This window comes from Streptomyces sp. NBC_01515 (assembly GCF_045040345.1).
In the GTDB taxonomy this organism is placed as follows: Bacteria; Actinomycetota; Actinomycetes; order Streptomycetales; family Streptomycetaceae; genus Streptomyces.
In genome coordinates this window covers 4,274,367-4,292,812 of record NZ_CP109416.1, presented here as the reverse complement: position 1 = coordinate 4,292,812, position 18,446 = coordinate 4,274,367, and the positions used below count along the sequence as shown (strand labels likewise).

At 68.6% G+C, this 18,446-nt stretch carries 16 protein-coding genes and 2 tRNA genes; 14 read left to right on the top strand and 4 right to left on the bottom strand.

Going from position 1 to position 18,446, the window contains the following annotated elements:
* The first annotated feature begins 3 nt into the window (after positions 1–3).
* Entirely contained in the window at positions 4–819 is an 816-nt protein-coding gene (locus OG407_RS19000) for an Fpg/Nei family DNA glycosylase (RefSeq protein ID WP_405859529.1), read from the top strand.
* Between the two features lie 36 nt (positions 820–855).
* Here OG407_RS19000 and OG407_RS18995 read toward each other — a convergent pair whose 3' ends face one another.
* Positions 856–2,118, bottom strand: a complete 1,263-nt coding sequence (locus tag OG407_RS18995; RefSeq protein WP_405859527.1) for a GNAT family N-acetyltransferase — start codon at positions 2,116–2,118, stop codon at positions 856–858.
* 162 nt (positions 2,119–2,280) lie between these two features.
* Here OG407_RS18995 and OG407_RS18990 point away from each other — a divergent pair, with 162 nt between their 5' ends.
* Both OG407_RS18990 and OG407_RS18985 read left to right on the top strand, forming a co-directional pair.
* A complete protein-coding gene (locus OG407_RS18990; protein WP_365300441.1) occupies positions 2,281–3,462 on the top strand; it encodes a PP2C family protein-serine/threonine phosphatase in 1,182 nt (393 codons plus the stop codon).
* Complete coding sequence (locus tag OG407_RS18985) at positions 3,459–3,929, top strand: HD domain-containing protein (protein ID WP_405859525.1); 471 nt, start codon at positions 3,459–3,461, stop codon at positions 3,927–3,929. The genes OG407_RS18990 and OG407_RS18985 overlap by 4 nt, the downstream gene beginning before the upstream one ends.
* Before the next feature lie 16 nt (positions 3,930–3,945).
* Here the strand turns inward: OG407_RS18985 and OG407_RS18980 are convergent, their stop codons facing one another.
* Positions 3,946–5,088, bottom strand: a complete 1,143-nt coding sequence (locus OG407_RS18980) for an acyltransferase family protein (protein WP_405859523.1) — start codon at positions 5,086–5,088, stop codon at positions 3,946–3,948.
* 303 nt (positions 5,089–5,391) lie between these two features.
* Between OG407_RS18980 and OG407_RS18975 the strand changes: the two genes are divergently transcribed.
* Positions 5,392–5,586: a hypothetical protein gene (locus tag OG407_RS18975; RefSeq protein WP_026151384.1), complete on the top strand. Its 195-nt coding sequence runs from the start codon at positions 5,392–5,394 to the stop codon at positions 5,584–5,586.
* A 79-nt stretch (positions 5,587–5,665) separates the two neighbouring features.
* Here the strand turns inward: OG407_RS18975 and OG407_RS18970 are convergent.
* Positions 5,666–5,739: transfer RNA gene (locus OG407_RS18970), tRNA-Gly, on the bottom strand.
* A gap of 164 nt (positions 5,740–5,903) precedes the next feature.
* Between OG407_RS18970 and OG407_RS18965 the strand changes: the two genes are divergently transcribed.
* The 5 genes from OG407_RS18965 (at position 5,904) to clpX (ending at position 10,700) form a co-directional block, all read left to right on the top strand.
* A tRNA-Pro gene (locus OG407_RS18965) sits at positions 5,904–5,980 on the top strand.
* A gap of 194 nt (positions 5,981–6,174) precedes the next feature.
* Positions 6,175–7,554: a trigger factor gene (gene tig / locus OG407_RS18960; RefSeq protein ID WP_405859521.1), complete on the top strand. Its 1,380-nt coding sequence runs from the start codon at positions 6,175–6,177 to the stop codon at positions 7,552–7,554.
* 366 nt (positions 7,555–7,920) lie between these two features.
* Entirely contained in the window at positions 7,921–8,523 is a 603-nt protein-coding gene (locus tag OG407_RS18955; protein WP_327407260.1) for an ATP-dependent Clp protease proteolytic subunit, read from the top strand.
* A gap of 50 nt (positions 8,524–8,573) precedes the next feature.
* Positions 8,574–9,254 (top strand): ATP-dependent Clp protease proteolytic subunit, encoded by a 681-nt coding sequence (locus OG407_RS18950; RefSeq protein WP_328683354.1) that lies wholly within the window; start codon positions 8,574–8,576, stop codon positions 9,252–9,254.
* A 159-nt stretch (positions 9,255–9,413) separates the two neighbouring features.
* The gene (clpX, locus tag OG407_RS18945; RefSeq protein ID WP_328683355.1) at positions 9,414–10,700 is read left to right on the top strand and encodes an ATP-dependent Clp protease ATP-binding subunit ClpX; all 1,287 of its coding nucleotides are present in this window, start codon (positions 9,414–9,416) and stop codon (positions 10,698–10,700) included.
* An 84-nt stretch (positions 10,701–10,784) separates the two neighbouring features.
* Here clpX and OG407_RS18940 read toward each other — a convergent pair whose 3' ends face one another.
* On the bottom strand, positions 10,785–11,795 hold the full coding sequence (locus OG407_RS18940; RefSeq protein ID WP_405859518.1) for a hypothetical protein: 1,011 nt from the start codon (positions 11,793–11,795) through the stop codon (positions 10,785–10,787).
* 136 nt (positions 11,796–11,931) lie between these two features.
* Between OG407_RS18940 and OG407_RS18935 the strand changes: the two genes are divergently transcribed.
* From OG407_RS18935 to OG407_RS18915, 5 genes are all read left to right on the top strand, one after another.
* Complete coding sequence (locus tag OG407_RS18935; protein ID WP_405859516.1) at positions 11,932–14,556, top strand: valine--tRNA ligase; 2,625 nt, start codon at positions 11,932–11,934, stop codon at positions 14,554–14,556.
* 164 nt (positions 14,557–14,720) lie between these two features.
* Positions 14,721–16,208, top strand: a complete 1,488-nt coding sequence (folC, locus tag OG407_RS18930; RefSeq protein WP_405859514.1) for a bifunctional tetrahydrofolate synthase/dihydrofolate synthase — start codon at positions 14,721–14,723, stop codon at positions 16,206–16,208.
* A gap of 6 nt (positions 16,209–16,214) precedes the next feature.
* Positions 16,215–16,580 carry a DUF4233 domain-containing protein gene (locus OG407_RS18925; protein WP_266856704.1) on the top strand — a complete coding sequence of 122 codons (366 nt, stop codon included), beginning with the start codon at positions 16,215–16,217 and terminating at the stop codon, positions 16,578–16,580.
* 124 nt (positions 16,581–16,704) lie between these two features.
* Positions 16,705–17,118 carry a nucleoside-diphosphate kinase gene (gene ndk / locus OG407_RS18920; RefSeq protein WP_393755551.1) on the top strand — a complete coding sequence of 138 codons (414 nt, stop codon included), beginning with the start codon at positions 16,705–16,707 and terminating at the stop codon, positions 17,116–17,118.
* Between the two features lie 276 nt (positions 17,119–17,394).
* Complete coding sequence (locus tag OG407_RS18915; protein WP_365300421.1) at positions 17,395–18,414, top strand: rod shape-determining protein; 1,020 nt, start codon at positions 17,395–17,397, stop codon at positions 18,412–18,414.
* Positions 18,415–18,446 lie beyond the last annotated feature (32 nt).

Sequence of the window (18,446 nt, the reverse complement as noted above, 5' to 3'; positions counted from 1 at the left end):
CAGGTGCCAGAGGGGCACACGATTCACCGACTCGCACTGGACTACGGCGCTCACTTCAAGGGCCGAGCCACTCAAGTCACCAGTCCCCAGGGCAAGTTCAGCGACGCCGCAGCACTGTTGACCGGTACGGAACTCACCCGCACGGAAGCCCACGGCAAGCACCTGTTCCTGGGTTTCCGGGACGAGGAGTGGATCCACATCCACCTCGGCCTGTTCGGCAAGGTGAGCTTCGGCGGAGCCCCCGCACCCCCGCCCACGGACACCGTCCGCCTGCGCCTCGCGAACGACACGTCGTACGTCGATCTCCGCGGCCCCACCACCTGCGCCCTGATCACGGACACCGAGAAGCGGGCGATACACGACCGCCTCGGCCCCGACCCCCTGCGCCCGCCCGAGGACACCGACCCGAACGCGGCGTACCGGCGCGTCTCCCGCAGCCGTACGACGATCGCGGCCCTGCTGATGGACCAGAAGGTCATCGCGGGCGTCGGCAACGTCTACCGCGCCGAGGTCCTCTTCCGGCACGGCATCGACCCGTACCGCGCGGGCAAGGACCTCACGCCCGCCGAGTGGGACGCGATCTGGACCGACCTCGTCGCGCTGATGCGCGAGGGCGTCCGCACCAACCGCATCGACACCGTCCGGCCCGAGCACACCCCCGAGGCGATGGGCCGCCCGCCGCGCGTCGACGACCACGGCGGCGAGGTCTACGTCTACCGCAGGGCGAACCGCCCCTGCCACATCTGTGGCGGCGAGATCCGCACCGCCGACCTCGCCGCCCGCAACTTGTTCTGGTGCCCCAACTGCCAGCAGCGGTAGGGCTGTTCCGGCTGTTCCGGATGTTCTCCGGATGGCCTAGAACCCGTGCGGCAGCCAGGGCGCGACCGTCGACCCGAACGCCAAGGACGCCTCGGCCAGCGCCCCGGCCCGCAGCTCCCGCACCCGACCGGCCCCCGCGAGCGACGCGAGGGACACCCCGCCGAGATACGCGGCCCCCAACTCCCGTACGGACAGCGCGAGATCGGCCGGTTCCTCGGTGCGCTTGCAGGATGCGGCGCCCTTCGCGTCGCCGGTGAGCCGCCAACGCCCCTCGTTCCAGGGGCAGAAGGCGTCCGCGACCTCGAACACGACGTCCACGGGCGCCTGGTAGGTGCGCGCCTCCAGCGCGGCCCCCAGCTCCACCAGCCGTACGTGCAGCGAGTCCCGGTGCCGGATCGCGCACCGCCGGATGTCGGAGACGAGATGCTGCCAGGCGTCGTCGACGGGCCGGCTGTGGATCGCCACCTTCCCCGTCAGGTCGAGCTCGCAGAGGAACCGCCACAGCGCCGCGTACGACGCCGGGTCCAGCGCCGCCATGTCCCGCAGCCGTACGGTCCCCTTGGGACCCTGGATGTCCCACTCCGGCTTGACGAAGTACCGCGTGTAGCCGACGACTTCACCGTCCCGCTCGGCCACCACGCACCGCAGCGGCGAGGCCCCCTCCCGCTCGCTCTCCGGGTCCAGCAGCGGCAGCTCCTCCCACCCGGGCCGCCGCGCCAGCATCCCCGGCCGCCCGGCCACCAGCCGCGCGTACACCGCCTCGCACTCGTCCCGTACGGCGGCGGGCTCGGCGTAGCGCAGGCGTACGTCGTCCGTGCCCGGCGGCACCGAGAGCCGGACGCGGTCGGTGTCGATCTCGGCGGTCGTGGTCATCGTCGCGATGCCGTACCCGAAGCGGCCGTAGATCTCCGGCTCGGAGGCCGTCAGGACGGCCAGCGGCTCGCCCCAGGACCGTACGTCGTCCAACTGCCGGCGCATCATCGACCTCAGGATGCCCCGCCGCCGGTGCGTGGCGGCGACACTGACCATCGTGACGCCGGCCGCGGGCACGGAGGCGCCGCCGGGCACGGTGAGCCGGAAGCTGAAGGCGCCCGCCGTCCCCACGCACGTGTTCCCGTCCCAGACGCCGAGGGAGCGGTCGAACTCGGTGAGCCGCTGCCACAGTTCACGTTCCTCGGGCGACTCCGGGATGCCGCCGAAGGCGTTGACAAGGTTGTCGTACCAGGTGTTCCACTCGTCCTGGCGCAGTACCCGCAGTTCGGTCGGCCCGGCCGGTGTGTTTCTCGCAACTGTCCCCATGGACCATGCCTACCAGCGCATTGCGGGACGAGCCAGGGAATTTCCGCCGGGCGCCTCCACGAGGGCCTCCGGTGAAGTTCACTGTGAAGTTGAACCTCGCAGGGGGGACAAGTGGGACCTCCCGTGCCAAGCGGCTGGTCGGATGGATAGGGTCCCGAACTAATGGCAGCAGGACGAGAGCGGCGCGCGGAGGCCGACACGTTCACGGCCCGGTTGAAGAAGCTGGTTCACCGGGTCCGCACCGGCCTGCGCAGAAGTGCCGTGGACTACTTCCGCGGGGACGGCTCGGACTGGGTCGCGCTGGCCGGGCTGCTGATCACGATCCCGGTGATCGTGGCCATGACCCTCGCCAACGCGGTGTGGTTCTCGGCCGCCGCGCTGGTCCTCCCGATCGTCGCGGGCGGCCTGCTGCTGCGCCCCGCGAGCCTGCTCGGCCTGTACGCGGCGGCGGCCACCGGTCTGATCGTGGAGTCGGTGAAGCTCGGCCCGTACACCGAGGGCCCGGCGCGGGTGACCCCGGGCGTGGTGCTCGTGGTGGCCGCGTGCGGTTTCTTCGGGCTGCTGATCGCGCAGTTCCGCAGCCGGGTGGGCGTGCCCTGGCGGCGCGGCGGCACCATGCTCTTCGACCTGCGCGAGCGGATCCGGGTGCAGAGCAAGCTGCCCCAACTCCCGCAGGGCTGGCACCGGGAGATGGCGCTGCGGCCGGCGGGCGGCCAGTCGTTCTCGGGGGACTTCGTGGTCGCGGCCCGCACGAACGGTGGTCGGACCATGGAGGTGGTCCTCACGGATGTCTCCGGCAAGGGCATGGACGCGGGCTCCCGCGCCCTGCTCCTCTCCGGCGCCTTCGGCGGCCTGCTCGGCTCGCTGCCCCCGCACGCGTTCCTGCCCGCCGCCAACGGCTACCTGCTCCGCCAGGACTGGGACGAGGGCTTCGCGACCTCGATCCACCTCGTCCTGGACCTCGACTCCGGCGACTACGAACTCTTCTCCGCGGGCCACCCGCCGGGCCTCCAGCTCAGCGCGGGCAGCGGCCGCTGGGAGGAGAAGGCGGCCGAGGGCCCGCTGTTGGGTGTGTACGACGGCGCCCAGTTCGACCCTGTGAAGGGATCGCTGCGGCCCGGAGACGTGTTGATGCTGTTCACGGACGGCCTGGTGGAGACCTCCGAGCGCGACATCGTCGAGGGCATAGACCGCCTCACCGGCGAGGCCGACCGCTATGTCGCCGGCGGCTTCCACGGCGCGGCCTGGCACCTGATCGAGGCGGTCGCGAAGGACGTCAACGACGACCGGGCTCTGCTGCTGGTGTGCCGGGAGGGGCCGACGGCGCAGGCCCTGCCCCGGTGAGCACCGGTGATTTTCCGGGGAGTCTGACCACCGCCGAGGTCGAGACCCTCGCCCGCGCCGCCCACGAGGGCCAGACCGACAAGGCGGGGCGGCCGTACGCCGAGCACCTCCAGGCCGTGGCCGAGGGCGTACGCGCGCGTGGCGGCGACGCCGAGCAGATCGCGGCGGCCTGGCTGCACGACTCCGTGGAGGACGACGCGCTCAGCGAGCGCCGGCTGCACGAGGCCGCGCTGAGCCGTCGTACGAAGGACATCGTGCTGGCAGTCACCAAGCGGGCCGGGGAGCCTCCGGAGGCGTACGCCGCGCGCATTCTCGCGACCCCCGGCGCACTCCTGGTGAAGGAGGCGGACCTGGCGCACAACGCGGACCCGGCCCGCCTCGCCGTCCTGGACGAACCGACCCGGAGACGACTGACCGCGAAGTACGCACGGATGCGCGCACTTCTCGGTCTGGCCGTTCCTGAATAGGCGTCCCTGGGCGTCCCTAGGCGTTGACCGTCTCCCGCGCGGCCTGTTGCCCGTGCGGCTGCTCCAACTGCTCGCGGTCGCGGGCCAGTTCGGCTGCGTCCCGCCTGAACGCCCACTCCATGTTCGGCTCGATCGCGAAGCGGAACACCCGGCGTACGGGCGGCGTGCACAGCAGGGTGACGGCGGTGACCGCGAGGGCGGTCACCAGGGCGACGCCGTACGGGCGGTGCAGCCAGGTGTGGTCGTACAGGCCCGCGTAGCCGGCGCCCTTGATCAGGAAGCCGTGCAGCAGGTAGCCGTACAGGGTGCCCGCGCCGAGCGCCGTGAACCAGGTCTTCCGGCTCGGCACCCAGGAGTAGAAGGCGGCGGTCAGCAGCAGCGAGCAGCCGAACATCGCGAGCATCATCACGGGCCCGGCCCACCAGGGCGCCCCGAACTCCTGCGCGGAGTCGTGGTGGTAGAGCCAGCTCGCGTTCATCCGCGGCACCGCCCAGTAGCCGAACACCAGCGCGCTCACGAACACCGGCACCGCCAGCATCCGCGCCTCGCGCCGCCGCACCAGCCGGAAGTGCTCGGGCTTCAGGACGAGGCCGAGCACGAAGTACGGCAGGAACTGCGCCGTCCGCTGCAGATCGAAGTCGTCGGTCATGGCCGGGGTGCAGGAGGCGAGCATGGCGATGCCGAGGGCGACCGGCAGCGGGTGGCGGACCAGTTTCCAGACCGGGGTGGTCAGCCGCCAGATGAACAACGAGCAGAGGAACCAGGTGAGATACAGCGGGTCGAGGAGGGTGATCTGCTGGTGCGGGTCGTCGTTGGCGTAGCGGCTGAAGAGCGAGTACGCGATCTCGAAGACGACGTACGGCAGCGCGACACCGGTGAGGAGTCGCTTCAGCCGGGCGGGGCTCATGTCGAAACTGCGGGAGAAATAGCCGGAGATGACGATGAACGCCGGCATGTGGAAGCTGTACACGACCATGTACAGGCCCTGGAGCGCTCTGCTGTCGCCCTTCAGGGGCTCCCAGGAGTGCCCGATGGCGACCAGCAGGATCGCCAGGTACTTCGCGTTGTCGAAGAACGCGTCACGCGGTTTGGTCTGTTCGTTCTTTTCGTTCTGTTTGCTCTGTTCGTTCTGGCCCGGGGGCGCGTCAACGTGGAACATCTGAGGCACCCTAGCGTTGCCTGTGGAAATCGGTGAAACCATCGGACGCGCGTCCGGAATCTGTTCACGATGTCACGATTCATCCCGATCAAAAGGCGCAAAAGGGCACACGGGGAAGGTCTGTTCATGTGCGCATGCCAATAATGCGAACGAACTGCGAACGCGTCCCTGCCGAACCTTTGCGACCAACGATGCGTCACCCGCCGCATACGTGGGCCGCGTTGGTGGCACGATGGTTCTGGCGGGGTGCGCGGGTTGCGTCCCCGGGCCGGGAGAGCGGACCGACCGAGGGTGTGATCAGTTGTGGCCATTTCACTGTCTGTGGTGCTGCTGTTGGCGATCATCCTGGTGGTGTTGATCCGAGGGGGATCGATCAAGGCCGGCCCAGCCATAGTCGCGATCCTCTTCGGCTTCTTCCTCGCCTCGACCGGGATGGCCCCGTCCATCAACCGGTTCATAAACTCACTGGCGGAGACGATCAACTCGATCAGCTTCTGAGTCGCTGGCAAGGGCGGGACTCCGGGAACGACTCAGGGCCAGGTCGAGGAGTGATTCTCCGACCTGGCCCTGAGTCGTATGGAGCGGGCGACGGGAATCGAACCCGCGTAGCTAGTTTGGAAGACTAGTGCTCTACCATTGAGCTACGCCCGCACACGACGCGCCGCAGGTCAGACGACCGCGGCACAGAAGGCATCGTAGCGGGTCGGGTGCCCTGAGCGCACACCGCATTCCCCGTGCCCCGTCCGGCACCCCGGCGCTCGTGAAATGCGGCGGCCCGACCGCCTGCGGGCATGTACCCTACGTGTCGCACCAGACGGGGTGTGGCGCAGCTTGGTAGCGCGTCCGCTTTGGGAGCGGAAGGCCGTGGGTTCAAATCCCGCCACCCCGACCACATACCGGCCCTCCGGGACCGGTATCACACCAGTACCTCGCGGGATCGCCTTTTGGGGGGTCTCGTCGCTGCGGCTACTATGCAAGCTGCGCGCCCGTGTGTCTCTCACACTCTGAAGTCCTCCGGGCGACCAGAAACCGCCGGACCTGTCTGGGTCCGCAACCCAAGAAGTCAGCCCCCAAGGAGACCGAACCGTGAAGAGCGCCGTGGAGACCCTGAACCCGACCCGGGTTCGGCTCAGCATCGAGGTGCCCTTCGAGGAGCTCAAGGACAGCCTCGACGCGGCGTACAAGAAGATCAACCAGCAGGTCACGGTGAAGGGCTTCCGGAAGGGCAAGATCCCGGCGCGCGTCATCGACCAGCGGTTCGGCCGCGGTGCGGTCCTGGAGGAGGCGGTCAACGACGCGCTTCCGAAGTTCTACACCGAGGCGGTCAACGAGGCGGAGCTCAACCCGCTCGGCCAGCCCGAGGTCGACATCACGGAGCTGAAGGACGGCGAGACGCTGAACTTCACCGCCGAGGTCGACATCCGCCCGACCATCGAGATCCCGGACTACTCGGGCATCGAGGTCGAGGTCGACGCCGTGGCGGTCAGCGAAGAGGACATCGACGAGTCGGTCGAGCAGCTGCGCGAGCGCTTCGCGGCGACCTCCCCGGTCGAGCGCGCCGCCGTCGACGGTGACGTCGTCACCCTCGACCTGGAGGCCAAGGTCGACGGCGAGGTCCTGGAGGACGGTGTCGCCGAGGGTGTCTCCTACACCATCGGTTCCGGCGAGCTGCTCGAAGGCATTGACGAGGCCGTGACCGGCCTGGAGGCCGGTGGCGAGGCCACCTTCGCCTCCGAGCTCAAGGGCGGCTCCGCGGCCGGCCAGGAGGCCCAGGTCACCGTCAAGGTCACCCAGGTCGCCGCCCGCGAACTGCCCGCGCTGGACGACGAGTTCGCCCAGCTCGCCTCCGAGTTCGACACTCTGGAGGAGCTGCGCGCGGACAGCCGCAAGCGCCTGGAGAACATGAAGCAGTACGACCAGGCCACGCAGGCCCAGGAGCGCGTCCTGGAGAAGCTGCTGGAGCTCGTCGAGGTGCCCGTCCCCGAGAAGCTCCTTGAGGACGAGATCAACACCCGCAAGCACAACCTGGAGCACCACCAGCTCGGCCAGATGGGCCTCGACCTCGACAAGTACCTGGAGATCCAGGGCAAGACGGCCGAGGAGTTCGACACCGAGACCAAGGAAGCCGCGGTCAAGGGCATCAAGACGCAGTTCGTCCTCGACGAGCTCGTCAACAAGGAGAAGCTGAACGTCAACCAGGAGGAGCTCACCGAGCACCTCATGCGCCGCGCGGCCTCCTCCGGCATGTCCCCCGACCAGTTCGCCCAGGCCGTCGTCGAAGGCGGTCAGGTCCCCCTCCTCGTCGGCGAGGTGGCCCGCGGCAAGGCCCTGGCCGTCGTCGTAGAGGCCGCCACGGTCAAGGACACCAACGGCGAGATCGTCGACCTGGACGACGAGGACGACGAGACGACCACCGAGACGGCCACCGAGACGGCCGAGGCCGTCGAGGAGCCGACCGAGGCGTAAGCAGTCACACGAGGGGCCCTGGGGTTTGCATCAAGCCCCGGGGCCCTTTGCCGTACCGCCCAATGGGGCGCCCCAAGGGGGCGCGGGGCCGTATCGACTTGCGGCTCCGCCGCGCGGGCGCGACAAGCCCCCACTCACCCGCGGCCCCGATACGACCGCACCCACCCCACCCCAGAGGATTCCGCTCAGGCCGGCGCACCGCATGCGCTGACAGCGAACAGTTCCCTTTGCGGGATTCTCCGAAGGGACCCGCGCGTTAGGGTCCATGAATACGAGGGCAGGGGAGTCCCCATTGCCCCCGGCAGTACACGGTGAGACGGCCCGGCGCCGTCGTAAAGACGAGCAGGTGGATACGTGACGAATCTGATGCCTACAGCCGCCGGCGAGCCCTCTATCGGTGGCCTCGGCGACCAGGTCTACAACCGGCTGCTCGGTGAGCGGATCATCTTTCTCGGCCAGGCGGTCGACGACGACATCGCCAACAAGATCACCGCGCAGCTCCTCCTCCTTGCCGCTGACCCCGACAAGGACATCTACCTCTACATCAACAGCCCCGGCGGCTCGATCACGGCCGGCATGGCGATCTACGACACCATGCAGTTCATCAAGAACGACGTGGTGACCATCGCCATGGGCCTCGCCGCCTCCATGGGCCAGTTCCTTCTCAGCGCGGGTACCCCGGGCAAGCGCTTCGCGCTGCCGAACGCCGAGATCCTGATCCACCAGCCCTCCGCCGGCCTGGCCGGTTCGGCCTCCGACATCAAGATCCACGCGGAGCGGCTGCTGCACACCAAGCGGCGCATGGCCGAGCTCACGTCCCAGCACACGGGCCAGAGCATCGAGCAGGTCACCCGCGACTCGGACCGCGACCGTTGGTTCGACGCGAACGAGGCCAAGGACTACGGCCTCATCGACGACGTGATTCCCACGGCCGCCGGTATGCCGGGCGGCGGCGGCACCGGGGCCTGATGCCCCAGCACAGCCCCCAGCCGACCGTCACAGCCCCTAGGAGAGAGACAGTGAACGACTTCCCCGGCAACGGCCTGTACGAGCACGCACGCGCCGAATACACGGGTCCCGCCGCCGAGTCCCGTTACGTGATCCCGCGCTTCGTGGAGCGCACCTCGCAGGGCGTGCGTGAGTACGACCCGTACGCGAAGCTCTTCGAGGAGCGCGTGATCTTCCTCGGTGTCCAGATCGACGACGCGTCGGCCAACGACGTCATGGCGCAGCTGCTGTGCCTGGAGTCGATGGACCCGGACCGCGACATCTCGATCTACATCAACAGCCCCGGTGGCTCTTTCACGGCGCTGACCGCGATCTACGACACGATGCAGTTCGTGAAGCCGGACGTCCAGACGGTCTGCATGGGCCAGGCCGCGTCCGCCGCCGCCGTCCTGCTGGCCGCCGGTACGCCGGGCAAGCGCATGGCGCTGCCGAACGCGCGCGTGCTGATCCACCAGCCGTACAGCGAGACGGGCCGGGGCCAGGTCTCCGACCTCGAAATCGCGGCGAACGAGATCCTCCGGATGCGTGCGCAGCTGGAGGACCTGCTGGCCAAGCACTCGAAGACGCCGATCGAGAAGATCCGCGAGGACATCGAGCGCGACAAGATCCTCACGGCCGAGGACGCCCTGTCGTACGGCCTGATCGACCAGATCATCTCCACCCGGAAGATGAACAACGCCGACGTCCGCTGACCCGGACCTGTATCGTCCACCACCCCTTGGCACGTCCACGTGGAAGTGAACCGTGCCAAGGGGGGCCCGAACGGGGGGCCCGGCAAGGTACCGTCGGACATAAGGCAGCACCAGGAGTCGCTGGACCTAGGCGTCTCCCAGGCGAAGGGGAAGCACACCGTGGCACGCATCGGTGACGGCGGCGATCTGCTCAAGTGCTCGTTCTGCGGCAAGAGCCAGAAGCAGGTCAAGAAGCTCATCGCAGGGCCCGGTGTGTACATCTGCGACGAGTGCATCGACCTCTGCAACGAGATCATCGAGGAAGAACTGGCGGAGACGAGCGAGGTGCGCTGGGAGGAACTCCCCAAGCCCCGCGAGATCTACGAGTTCCTTGAGGGGTACGTCGTAGGCCAGGAGTCGGCGAAGAAGGCTCTCTCGGTCGCGGTGTACAACCACTACAAGCGCGTCCAGGCCGGTGAGCACGGCGGCGGTCAGAACCGCGAGGACGCCATCGAGTTGGCGAAGTCCAACATCCTCCTGCTCGGCCCCACGGGCTCGGGCAAGACCCTCCTCGCACAGACCCTGGCCCGCATGCTGAACGTGCCGTTCGCGATCGCCGACGCGACCGCGCTCACGGAGGCGGGCTATGTCGGCGAGGACGTCGAGAACATTCTGCTGAAGCTCATCCAGGCCGCTGACTACGACGTCAAGAAGGCCGAGACGGGCATCATCTACATCGACGAGATCGACAAGGTCGCGCGGAAGAGCGAGAACCCGTCGATCACCCGCGATGTGTCCGGCGAGGGCGTCCAGCAGGCCCTGTTGAAGATCCTGGAGGGCACGACGGCGTCGGTCCCGCCGCAGGGCGGCCGTAAACACCCGCACCAGGAGTTCATCCAGATCGACACGACGAACGTCCTGTTCATCGTGGGCGGCGCCTTCTCGGGCCTGGAGAAGCTCATCGAGTCCAGGGCCGGCGCGAAGGGCATCGGCTTCGGCGCGACGATCCGCTCGAAGCGGGAGCTGCAGGCCAAGGACCAGTTCGAGGACGTCATGCCCGAGGACCTGGTGAAGTTCGGCATGATCCCCGAGTTCATCGGGCGCCTCCCCGTCATCACCTCGGTCCACAACCTGGACCGCGAGGCCCTGCTCCAGATCCTCATCGAGCCGCGCAACGCGCTCGTCAAGCAGTACGAGCGCCTCTTCGAACTCGACGGCGTGGAGCTGGACTTCGAGCGCGAGGCCCTCGAAGCCATCGCCGACCAGGCCATCCTCCGCCAGACCGGCGCCCGCGGCCTGCGCGCCATCATGGAGGAAGTCCTCCAGGGCGTCATGTACGAGGTCCCGTCCCGCAAGGACGTGGCCCGGGTCGTCATCACGGCGGACGTCGTCCTGTCGAACGTCAACCCGACCCTGATCCCGCGCGACGCGCGGGGCCGCGGCCCGGGCGAGCAGAAGACGGCGTAGCCGCCACAGCTGCTTCCTGTACGACACGAAGGGCGCCCGGTCAGTCAACCGACCGGGCGCCCCTCGTGGTTGAGGCCTCCGGCGCTAGCTCTTCACCCGAACTTCCTTGCGGAGCTTGGTGGTCATCGAGACGGCGGTGTCCTTCGACACATCGGCCGTGTTGTCACCGGGGGAGACCATCGCGATGGTGCTGTAGTCGGCCCAGGCGCAGAACCAGTCGGTCTGCGTCTTCTTGGTCACCTGGTTGGTGCCCTTGGCCGCCTGGCACTTCATGACCGCGCCGTTGACGTCGACCGACTCGGGGTCCCCGACCAGCTTGCTGCCGCCCGACGAACTGCTGGAGGAGCCGCTCTGGTTGACGTCCTTCTGGATGTCCGCGAAGAACGCGTCCAGGGACTTCTGCGGATCGGCGATCTTGCCATAGGCGCCGATGAGCGAGATGCCCTTGGCCGTGAGCAGCTCCGCCGCGCTGGGCGCGGTGGAGGGATCGCTCGGGTTGTAGCCGCTCAGGTCGGCCGTCGTGTAGGCGCCGAAGACGGCGGTGCCGTTCTTGACGCCGCTCTTCTCCAGGTCCTTCACGGTCGACGAGCCGCTGTCGCTGGTGTCGCCGTCCTTGGTCGCCCGGTTGTAGTCGCCGAGCACCTTCGCCGGCGTCGTCAGCTTGTGCGGACCGTCGTCCGCGAGACCGGACGACCCGGTGTAGCCGAGCACGAAGTACACGCCCACGCCGATGGCGGCCACGACCGCCACCGCCCCGATGATGAGCCCGGTCTTCTTCTTCCCGCCGGGCACCGGCGGCTGAGGAACACCGTACGGGGCCTGCCCGTAAGGGGGTTGGCCATACGGCGCCTGCTGCCCGTACGGCGGCTGCGGCTGGCCGTAGGGACCCTGCGGCGGGACGCCCTGCGGGGGCTGGGGCTGCGTCGGGTAGCCGTAGCCGGGCTGGGCGGGGGGAGCCTGCTGGGGGTAGCCGTAGCCGGGCTGAGGGGCGCCCTGCGGCGCCTGCTGGGGAGGCTGGCCGTAGGGACCCGGCTGACCGTACGGACCGGGCTGCTGAGGCTGCCCGTCGTACGGGCCCGGCTGGTTGTAGCTCATTTCTGGGTTCCCCTCCAGATGCTTATGTGATCCCGACATCCTGGCCCAGTCACAGGAAGCGCAGAGCATCGGGGGGCGCACCGTTACAGAACAAACGCGTTTCGGGACACCCCCGCGACACCCCTAAACTGGGCCCGTGACCGAGAACGCTCAGCAGCAGCCATCAGCGCCCGACTCCGAACTGCCGACCCAGTACGCGCCGGCCGAGGTAGAGGGGCCGCTGTACGAGCGCTGGGTGGAGCGGGGTTACTTCGAGGCGGACGCGAAGAGCGAGAAGCCGCCGTACACGATCGTCATCCCGCCGCCGAACGTCACGGGCAGCCTGCACCTCGGGCACGCCTTCGAGCACACGCTCATCGACGCCCTCACCCGCCGCAAGCGCATGCAGGGCTACGAGACGCTGTGGCAGCCCGGCATGGACCACGCCGGCATCGCCACGCAGAACGTCGTCGAGCGCGAGCTGGGCAAGGAGGGCAAGTCCCGCCACGACCTGGGCCGGGAGGCCTTCGTCGAGCGGGTCTGGCAGTGGAAGGGCGAGTCCGGCGGCCAGATCTCCGGCCAGATGCGCCGCCTCGGCGACGGCGTCGCGTGGTCGCGCGAGCGCTTCACCATGGACGAGGGGCTCTCGCAGTCCGTCCAGACCATCTTCAAGCGGCTCTACGACGACGAGTTGATCTACCGCGCCGAGCGCATCATCAACTGGTGCCCGCGCTGTCTCACCGCGATCTCGGACATCGAGGTCGAGTACCAGGACGACGACGGCGAACTCGTCTCCATGAAGTACGGCGACGGGGACGAGACCATCGTCGTCGCCACGACCCGCGCCGAGACCATGCTCGGTGACACGGCCGTCGCCGTTCACCCCGGCGACGAGCGCTACAAGCACCTCGTCGGCAAGCTCATCAAGCTGCCGCTGACCGACCGTTCCATCCCGGTCGTCGCGGACGAGCACGTCGACCCCGAGTTCGGCACGGGTGCCGTCAAGGTCACCCCGGCCCACGACCCGAACGACTTCGAGATCGGCCAGCGGCACGACCTGCCGGCCATCACGGTCATGGACGAGCACGCCGTCATCACCGTCCCCGGCCCCTTCCAGGGCCAGGACCGCCTCGAAGCCCGCTCCGCGATCGTCGCCGCGCTGCGCGCCGAGGGCCGGATCGTCGCCGAGAAGCGGCCGTACGTCCACTCGGTCGGCCACTGCTCGCGCTGCAAGACCACCATCGAGCCGCGGCTGTCCATGCAGTGGTGGGTCAAGGTCGCCCCGCTCGCGAAGGCGGCCGGCGACGCGGTCCGCGACGGCCGGGTCAAGATCCACCCGCAGGAGATGGAGAAGCGCTACTTCGACTGGGTCGACAACCTCCACGACTGGTGTATTTCACGGCAGTTGTGGTGGGGACATCGGATTCCCGTCTGGTACGGGCCGAACGGCGAGGTCGTCTGCGTCGGACCCGACGACGAGGCACCCACCGGCGAGGGCTGGCACCAGGACACCGACGTCCTCGACACCTGGTTCTCCTCCGGCCTGTGGCCCTTCTCCACCCTCGGCTGGCCCGAACAGACCGAGTCGCTCGCGAAGTTCTACCCGAACTCCGTCCTGGTCACCGGCTACGACATCCTCTTCTTCTGGGTCGCCCGGATGATGATGTTCGGCCTCTACGCGATGGACGGCACCCCGCCGTTCCACACCATCGCCCTGCACGGCATGGTCCGCGACCAGTTCGGCAAGAAGATGTCCAAGTCCTTCGGGAACGCGGTCAATCCGCTCGACTGGATGGACAAGTACGGCTCCGACGCGCTCCGTTTCACCCTCGCGCGCGGCGCCAACCCGGGCGTCGACGTCCCGATCGGCGAGGACTGGGTCCAGGGCTCGCGCAACTTCGCCAACAAGCTGTGGAACGCGACCCGCTTCGCCCTCATGAACGGTGCGACGATCGAGGGCGAACTCCCGGACGCCGAGCGCCTGTCGGCGACCGACCGCTGGATCCTGTCCCGCCTCAACTCCACGGTCGCCGAAGTCGACGCGCTCTACGAGGACTACCAGTTCGCGAAGCTCTCCGACGCGCTGTTCCACTTCGCGTGGGACGAAGTCTTCGACTGGTACGTCGAGTTGTCCAAGACGACGTTCCTGGCGGGCGGCGAGCCGGCCGAGGTCTCCAAGCGCGTCCTGGGCGAAGTCCTCGACGTCACCCTGAAGTTGCTGCACCCGATCGTCCCGTTCGTCACGGAGACGCTCTGGACCACGCTCACGGGCGGCGAGTCGATCGTCATCGCGGACTGGCCGAAGGACTCAGGCTTCCGTGACGCACCGGCCGAGAAGGAGATCGAGACCCTCCAGCAGGTCATCACCGAGGTCCGCCGCTTCCGCGCCGACCAGGGCCTCCAGCCCGGCCAGCGCGTCCCGGCCCGCCTCACGCTGGACGGCACGGCCCTGGCCCCCCACGAGGCCGCCATCCGCCAGCTCCTCCGCCTCCAGCCGGAGGGCGACGCCTTCGCGGCGACGGCCACCCTCCCGGTCGGCGGCGCCACGGTCGCTCTCGACCTCTCCGGCACGATCGACATCGCGGCGGAGCGGAAGCGCCTCGCGAAGGACCTCGCCGCCGCCGAGAAGGAGAAGGCCCAGGCCACGGCCAAGCTCGGCAACGAGGCGTTCCTGGCCAAGGCCCCGGACAACGTGGTCGACAAGATCCGCGGCCGCCTGACGAAGGCCGACGAGGACATCGCCCGCATCAAGGCCCAGCTGGACGGCTTGCCGGAGGCGTAAGGGGTCGTAGTCAGGTGAGGGCCCCGGTGTTTTTCCAGCGCCGGGGCCCTGCCCTACCCAGGGGCGCGGGGCTGTATCGATGTGCGGCTCCGCCGCGTGGGCGCGACCAGCCCCCACCGGGCCCGCAGACAAACGAACCGCCCAACCTCCGTAGACTGGCCCACGTGACTGACAGCGACCCGTTCGACGAGATCATCGAGGCCGAGACCGACCGCGACCCCGACCTCGCGGTCATCGAGGCCGGCAGCCGCACCCTCCGAACCCAGGGCACCGGCGCCCCCCAGGCAGACGTCCCCGGCCGCCCCGAGGACCCCGCGCTGGACAAGGCCCTGCGCGAGGTGGAGACCGAACTGGCCTCCCGCTGGGGCGAGACCAAGCTGGAGCCGTCGGTCAGCCGTATCGCCGCGCTGATGGACGTCCTCGGCGACCCCCAGCGCTCGTACCCCTCGATCCACATCACCGGCACGAACGGCAAGACCTCCACGGCCCGCATGATCGAGGCCCTGCTCGGCGCCTTCGAACTGCGCACCGGCCGTTACACCTCCCCGCACGTCCAGTCGATCACCGAGCGCATCAGCCTCGACGGCGCCCCGATCTCCGCCGAGCGCTTCATCGAGACGTACGAGGACATCAAGCCGTACGTCGAGATGGTGGACGCGCAGCAGGAGTTCCGGCTGTCGTTCTTCGAGGTGCTGACGGGCATGGCGTACGCCGCGTTCGCGGACGCGCCCGTCGATGTGGCCGTAGTGGAAGTCGGGATGGGTGGCACCTGGGACGCGACGAACGTCATCGACGCCGCCGTGGCCGTAGTCACCCCCATCGACCTCGACCACACCGACCGCCTCGGCGGGACGACCGGCGAGATCGCCACCGAGAAGGCCGGCATCGTCAAGCAGGACGCGACCGTGATCCTGGCGCAGCAGCCGGTGGACGCGGCGCAGGTGCTGCTGAAGAAGGCCGTCGAGGTGGACGCGACCGTGGCCCGGGAGGGTCTGGAGTTCGGGGTTGTGTCCCGGCAGGTCGCCGTCGGCGGGCAGGTCGTCAACCTGCGCGGCCTCGGTGGCGAGTACGAGGAGATCTACCTCCCCCTGCACGGCCCCTACCAGGCGCACAACGCCGCCGTGGCGCTCGCCGCCGTGGAAGCCTTCTTCGGTGTGGGTGCGCAGCGGCCCGACCCGCTCGCGATCGACACGGTGCGGAAGGCGTTCGCGTCCGTGACCTCGCCGGGGCGGCTGGAGGTGGTGCGGCGGTCGCCGACCGTCGTGCTGGACGCGGCGCACAACCCGGCGGGCGCCCGTGCGACCGCCGAGGCCGTGGCGGAGGCGTTCGACTTCAGTCGGCTGATCGGGGTCGTCGGGGCCAGCGGGGACAAGAACGTGCGCGGGCTGCTCGAAGCGTTCGAGCCGATGTTCGCCGAGGTCGTCGTCACGCAGAACTCCAGTCACCGCGCGATGGACGTGGACGAGCTGGCCGGCATCGCCGTCGAGGTGTTCGGCGACGAGCGTGTGCAGGTCGAACCGCGGCTGCCCGATGCCCTGGAGGCCGCGATCACGCTGGCCGAGGAGGACGGTGAGTTCGCGGGCGGCGGTGTGCTCGTCACCGGTTCCGTCATCACCGTCGGTGAAGCCCGACTGCTCCTGGGGAGGGGCTGACTTTCCGTGCGTACGCTCTGTTCTTCCACGCTGATCGGCGAGTTCTTCGTGATCGGCTTCGCCGGTCTGGTCGCCATGAAGGACCCGGACCTGACCACCTCCACCGTGTGGACGGTGTGCGGGATCGCGATGTTCCTGTCCGTCGCGCTGTGCGGGGTGGTGACCCGGCCGGCCGGCATCGCGCTCGGCTGGGCACTGCAGATCGCGCTGATCGCGTCGGGCCTCGTCGTGCCGTCGATGTTCTTCCTCGGGGCGATCTTCGCGGCCCTGTGGTGGGCCTCGGTGCACTACGGCCGGAAGATCGACGAGGCGAAGGCACGGTTCGCGGCGCAGGCCGCGCAGGCGGACTCCGCCACTCCCGGCGCGGCGTGACTCCACTACACCTGACGCTGCGTAATGAACGCGTGGACACGCCCTGTAACCTCGGGTTTGTCGTGAGGCGACCGTGCCACGACCGTGAGTCGACCCGCACATCATGATCCGAAGGAGTCCCGTCGTGACCCAGCGCACCCTCGTCCTGCTCAAGCCCGACGCCGTACGTCGTGGCCTGACCGGCGAGATCATCAGCCGGATCGAGCGCAAGGCCGGCTGGCAGATCACCGCGCTGGAGCTGCGCACCCTGGACCAGGACACCCTGGAGCAGCACTACGGCGAGCACAAGGGCAAGCCGTTCTACGAGCCGCTGGTGGAGTTCATGGCCTCCGGTCCCGTCGTCGCCCTGATCGTCGAGGGCGAGCGGGTCATCGAGGGCGTACGCCAGCTGGCCGGTCCGACCGACCCGATCGCCGCCGCGCCGGGATCGATCCGCGGGGACTTCGGAGTCATCGTGCGGGAGAACCTGATCCACGCCTCGGACTCCGAGGAGTCCGCCGAACGCGAGGTGAAGATCTTCTTCCCCGGGCGCGGCTGAATCTCCATCAGTAACCCACATGCCTGACCAGGGGCGGCCGTGTTTTTCCGGCCGTCTCTTGGCATATGCGTGCCGATCGGGGGAACGAGTGCCCCCGTTGGGCCGTCTCCACAAGCGAGGCAGCGCCTCACATGCTGACAATGGCGAAGACCCTCGCGCAGTGTTCGTGATGGCGCGTCTACGATGGAAGCCTTCACGTCACAGCACCCACTTCGCCGACCTGAAAAGCCCTCAAAAGCTCCCAGGAAGGCCAGACGAATCCTGATGGGGAACTCAATGTCGTTCATCGGCCGTGACATGGCTGTCGACCTCGGGACCGCCAACACGCTGGTGTACGTCAGGGGTCGCGGGATCGTACTCAACGAGCCGTCCGTCGTCGCGATCAACACCAACACCGGTGGCATTCTCGCGGTCGGCTCCGAAGCCAAGAAGATGATCGGGCGGACACCGGGCAACATCGTTGCCGTACGTCCGCTGAGGGACGGTGTCATCGCCGACTTCGAGATCACCGAGCGCATGCTCCGCTACTTCATCCTGAAGATCCACAAGCGGCGCTACCTGGCCCGTCCCCGTGTCGTCGTCTGTGTGCCCTCGGGCATCACGGGCGTCGAGCGCCGTGCCGTCATCGAGGCGTCGTCCCAGGCCGGGGCGCGCCAGGTGCACATCATCGAGGAGCCCATGGCCGCGGCCATCGGCTCCGGCCTGCCGGTCCACGAGGCCACGGGCAACATGGTGGTGGACATCGGAGGCGGCACCACGGAGGTCGCGGTCATCTCGCTCGGTGGCATCGTCACCGCCCAGTCCATCCGCGTCGCGGGCGACGAGCTGGACAACGCGATCATCCAGCACATCAAGAAGGAGTACTCGCTCCTTCTCGGTGAGCGGAGTGCCGAACAGATCAAGATCACGATCGGTTCCGCGTACGACCTCGAAGACGACCAGCACACCGAAATCCGCGGCCGGGACCTGGTCTCCGGCCTTCCGAAAACTGTCGTCATCTCGGCCGCCGAAGTCCGCAAGGCGATCGAAGAGCCCGTCAACGCGATCATCGACGCGGTGAAGACGACCCTCGACAAGTGCCCGCCGGAGCTGTCCGGCGACATCATGGACCGCGGAATCGTTCTGACCGGCGGCGGAGCCCTGCTGAAGGGTCTCGACGAGCGGCTGCGCCGGGAGACCGGCATGCCGATCCACATCGCCGAGGACCCGCTGGACAGCGTGGCGCTCGGCGCCGGCAAGTGCGTCGAGGAGTTCGAGGCGCTCCAGCAGGTTCTGGACGCCCAGCCGCGCAGATGACGTAACGCTTCGATTCCGCCGTACGGGATGAT

Bases quoted from the DNA above. Each gene is read 5' to 3' on its own strand.
- OG407_RS18940 (WP_405859518.1), bottom strand. From the start codon at position 11,795: ATGAGCTACAACCAGCCGGGCCCGTACGACGGGCAGCCTCAGCAGCCC.
- OG407_RS18915 (WP_365300421.1), top strand. From the start codon at position 17,395: ATGTCGTTCATCGGCCGTGACATGGCTGTCGACCTCGGGACCGCCAAC.
- OG407_RS18955 (WP_327407260.1), top strand. From the start codon at position 7,921: ATGCCTACAGCCGCCGGCGAGCCCTCTATCGGTGGCCTCGGCGACCAG.
- OG407_RS18995 (WP_405859527.1), bottom strand. From the start codon at position 2,118: ATGGGGACAGTTGCGAGAAACACACCGGCCGGGCCGACCGAACTGCGG.
- OG407_RS18990 (WP_365300441.1), top strand. From the start codon at position 2,281: ATGGCAGCAGGACGAGAGCGGCGCGCGGAGGCCGACACGTTCACGGCC.
- OG407_RS18980 (WP_405859523.1), bottom strand. From the start codon at position 5,088: ATGTTCCACGTTGACGCGCCCCCGGGCCAGAACGAACAGAGCAAACAG.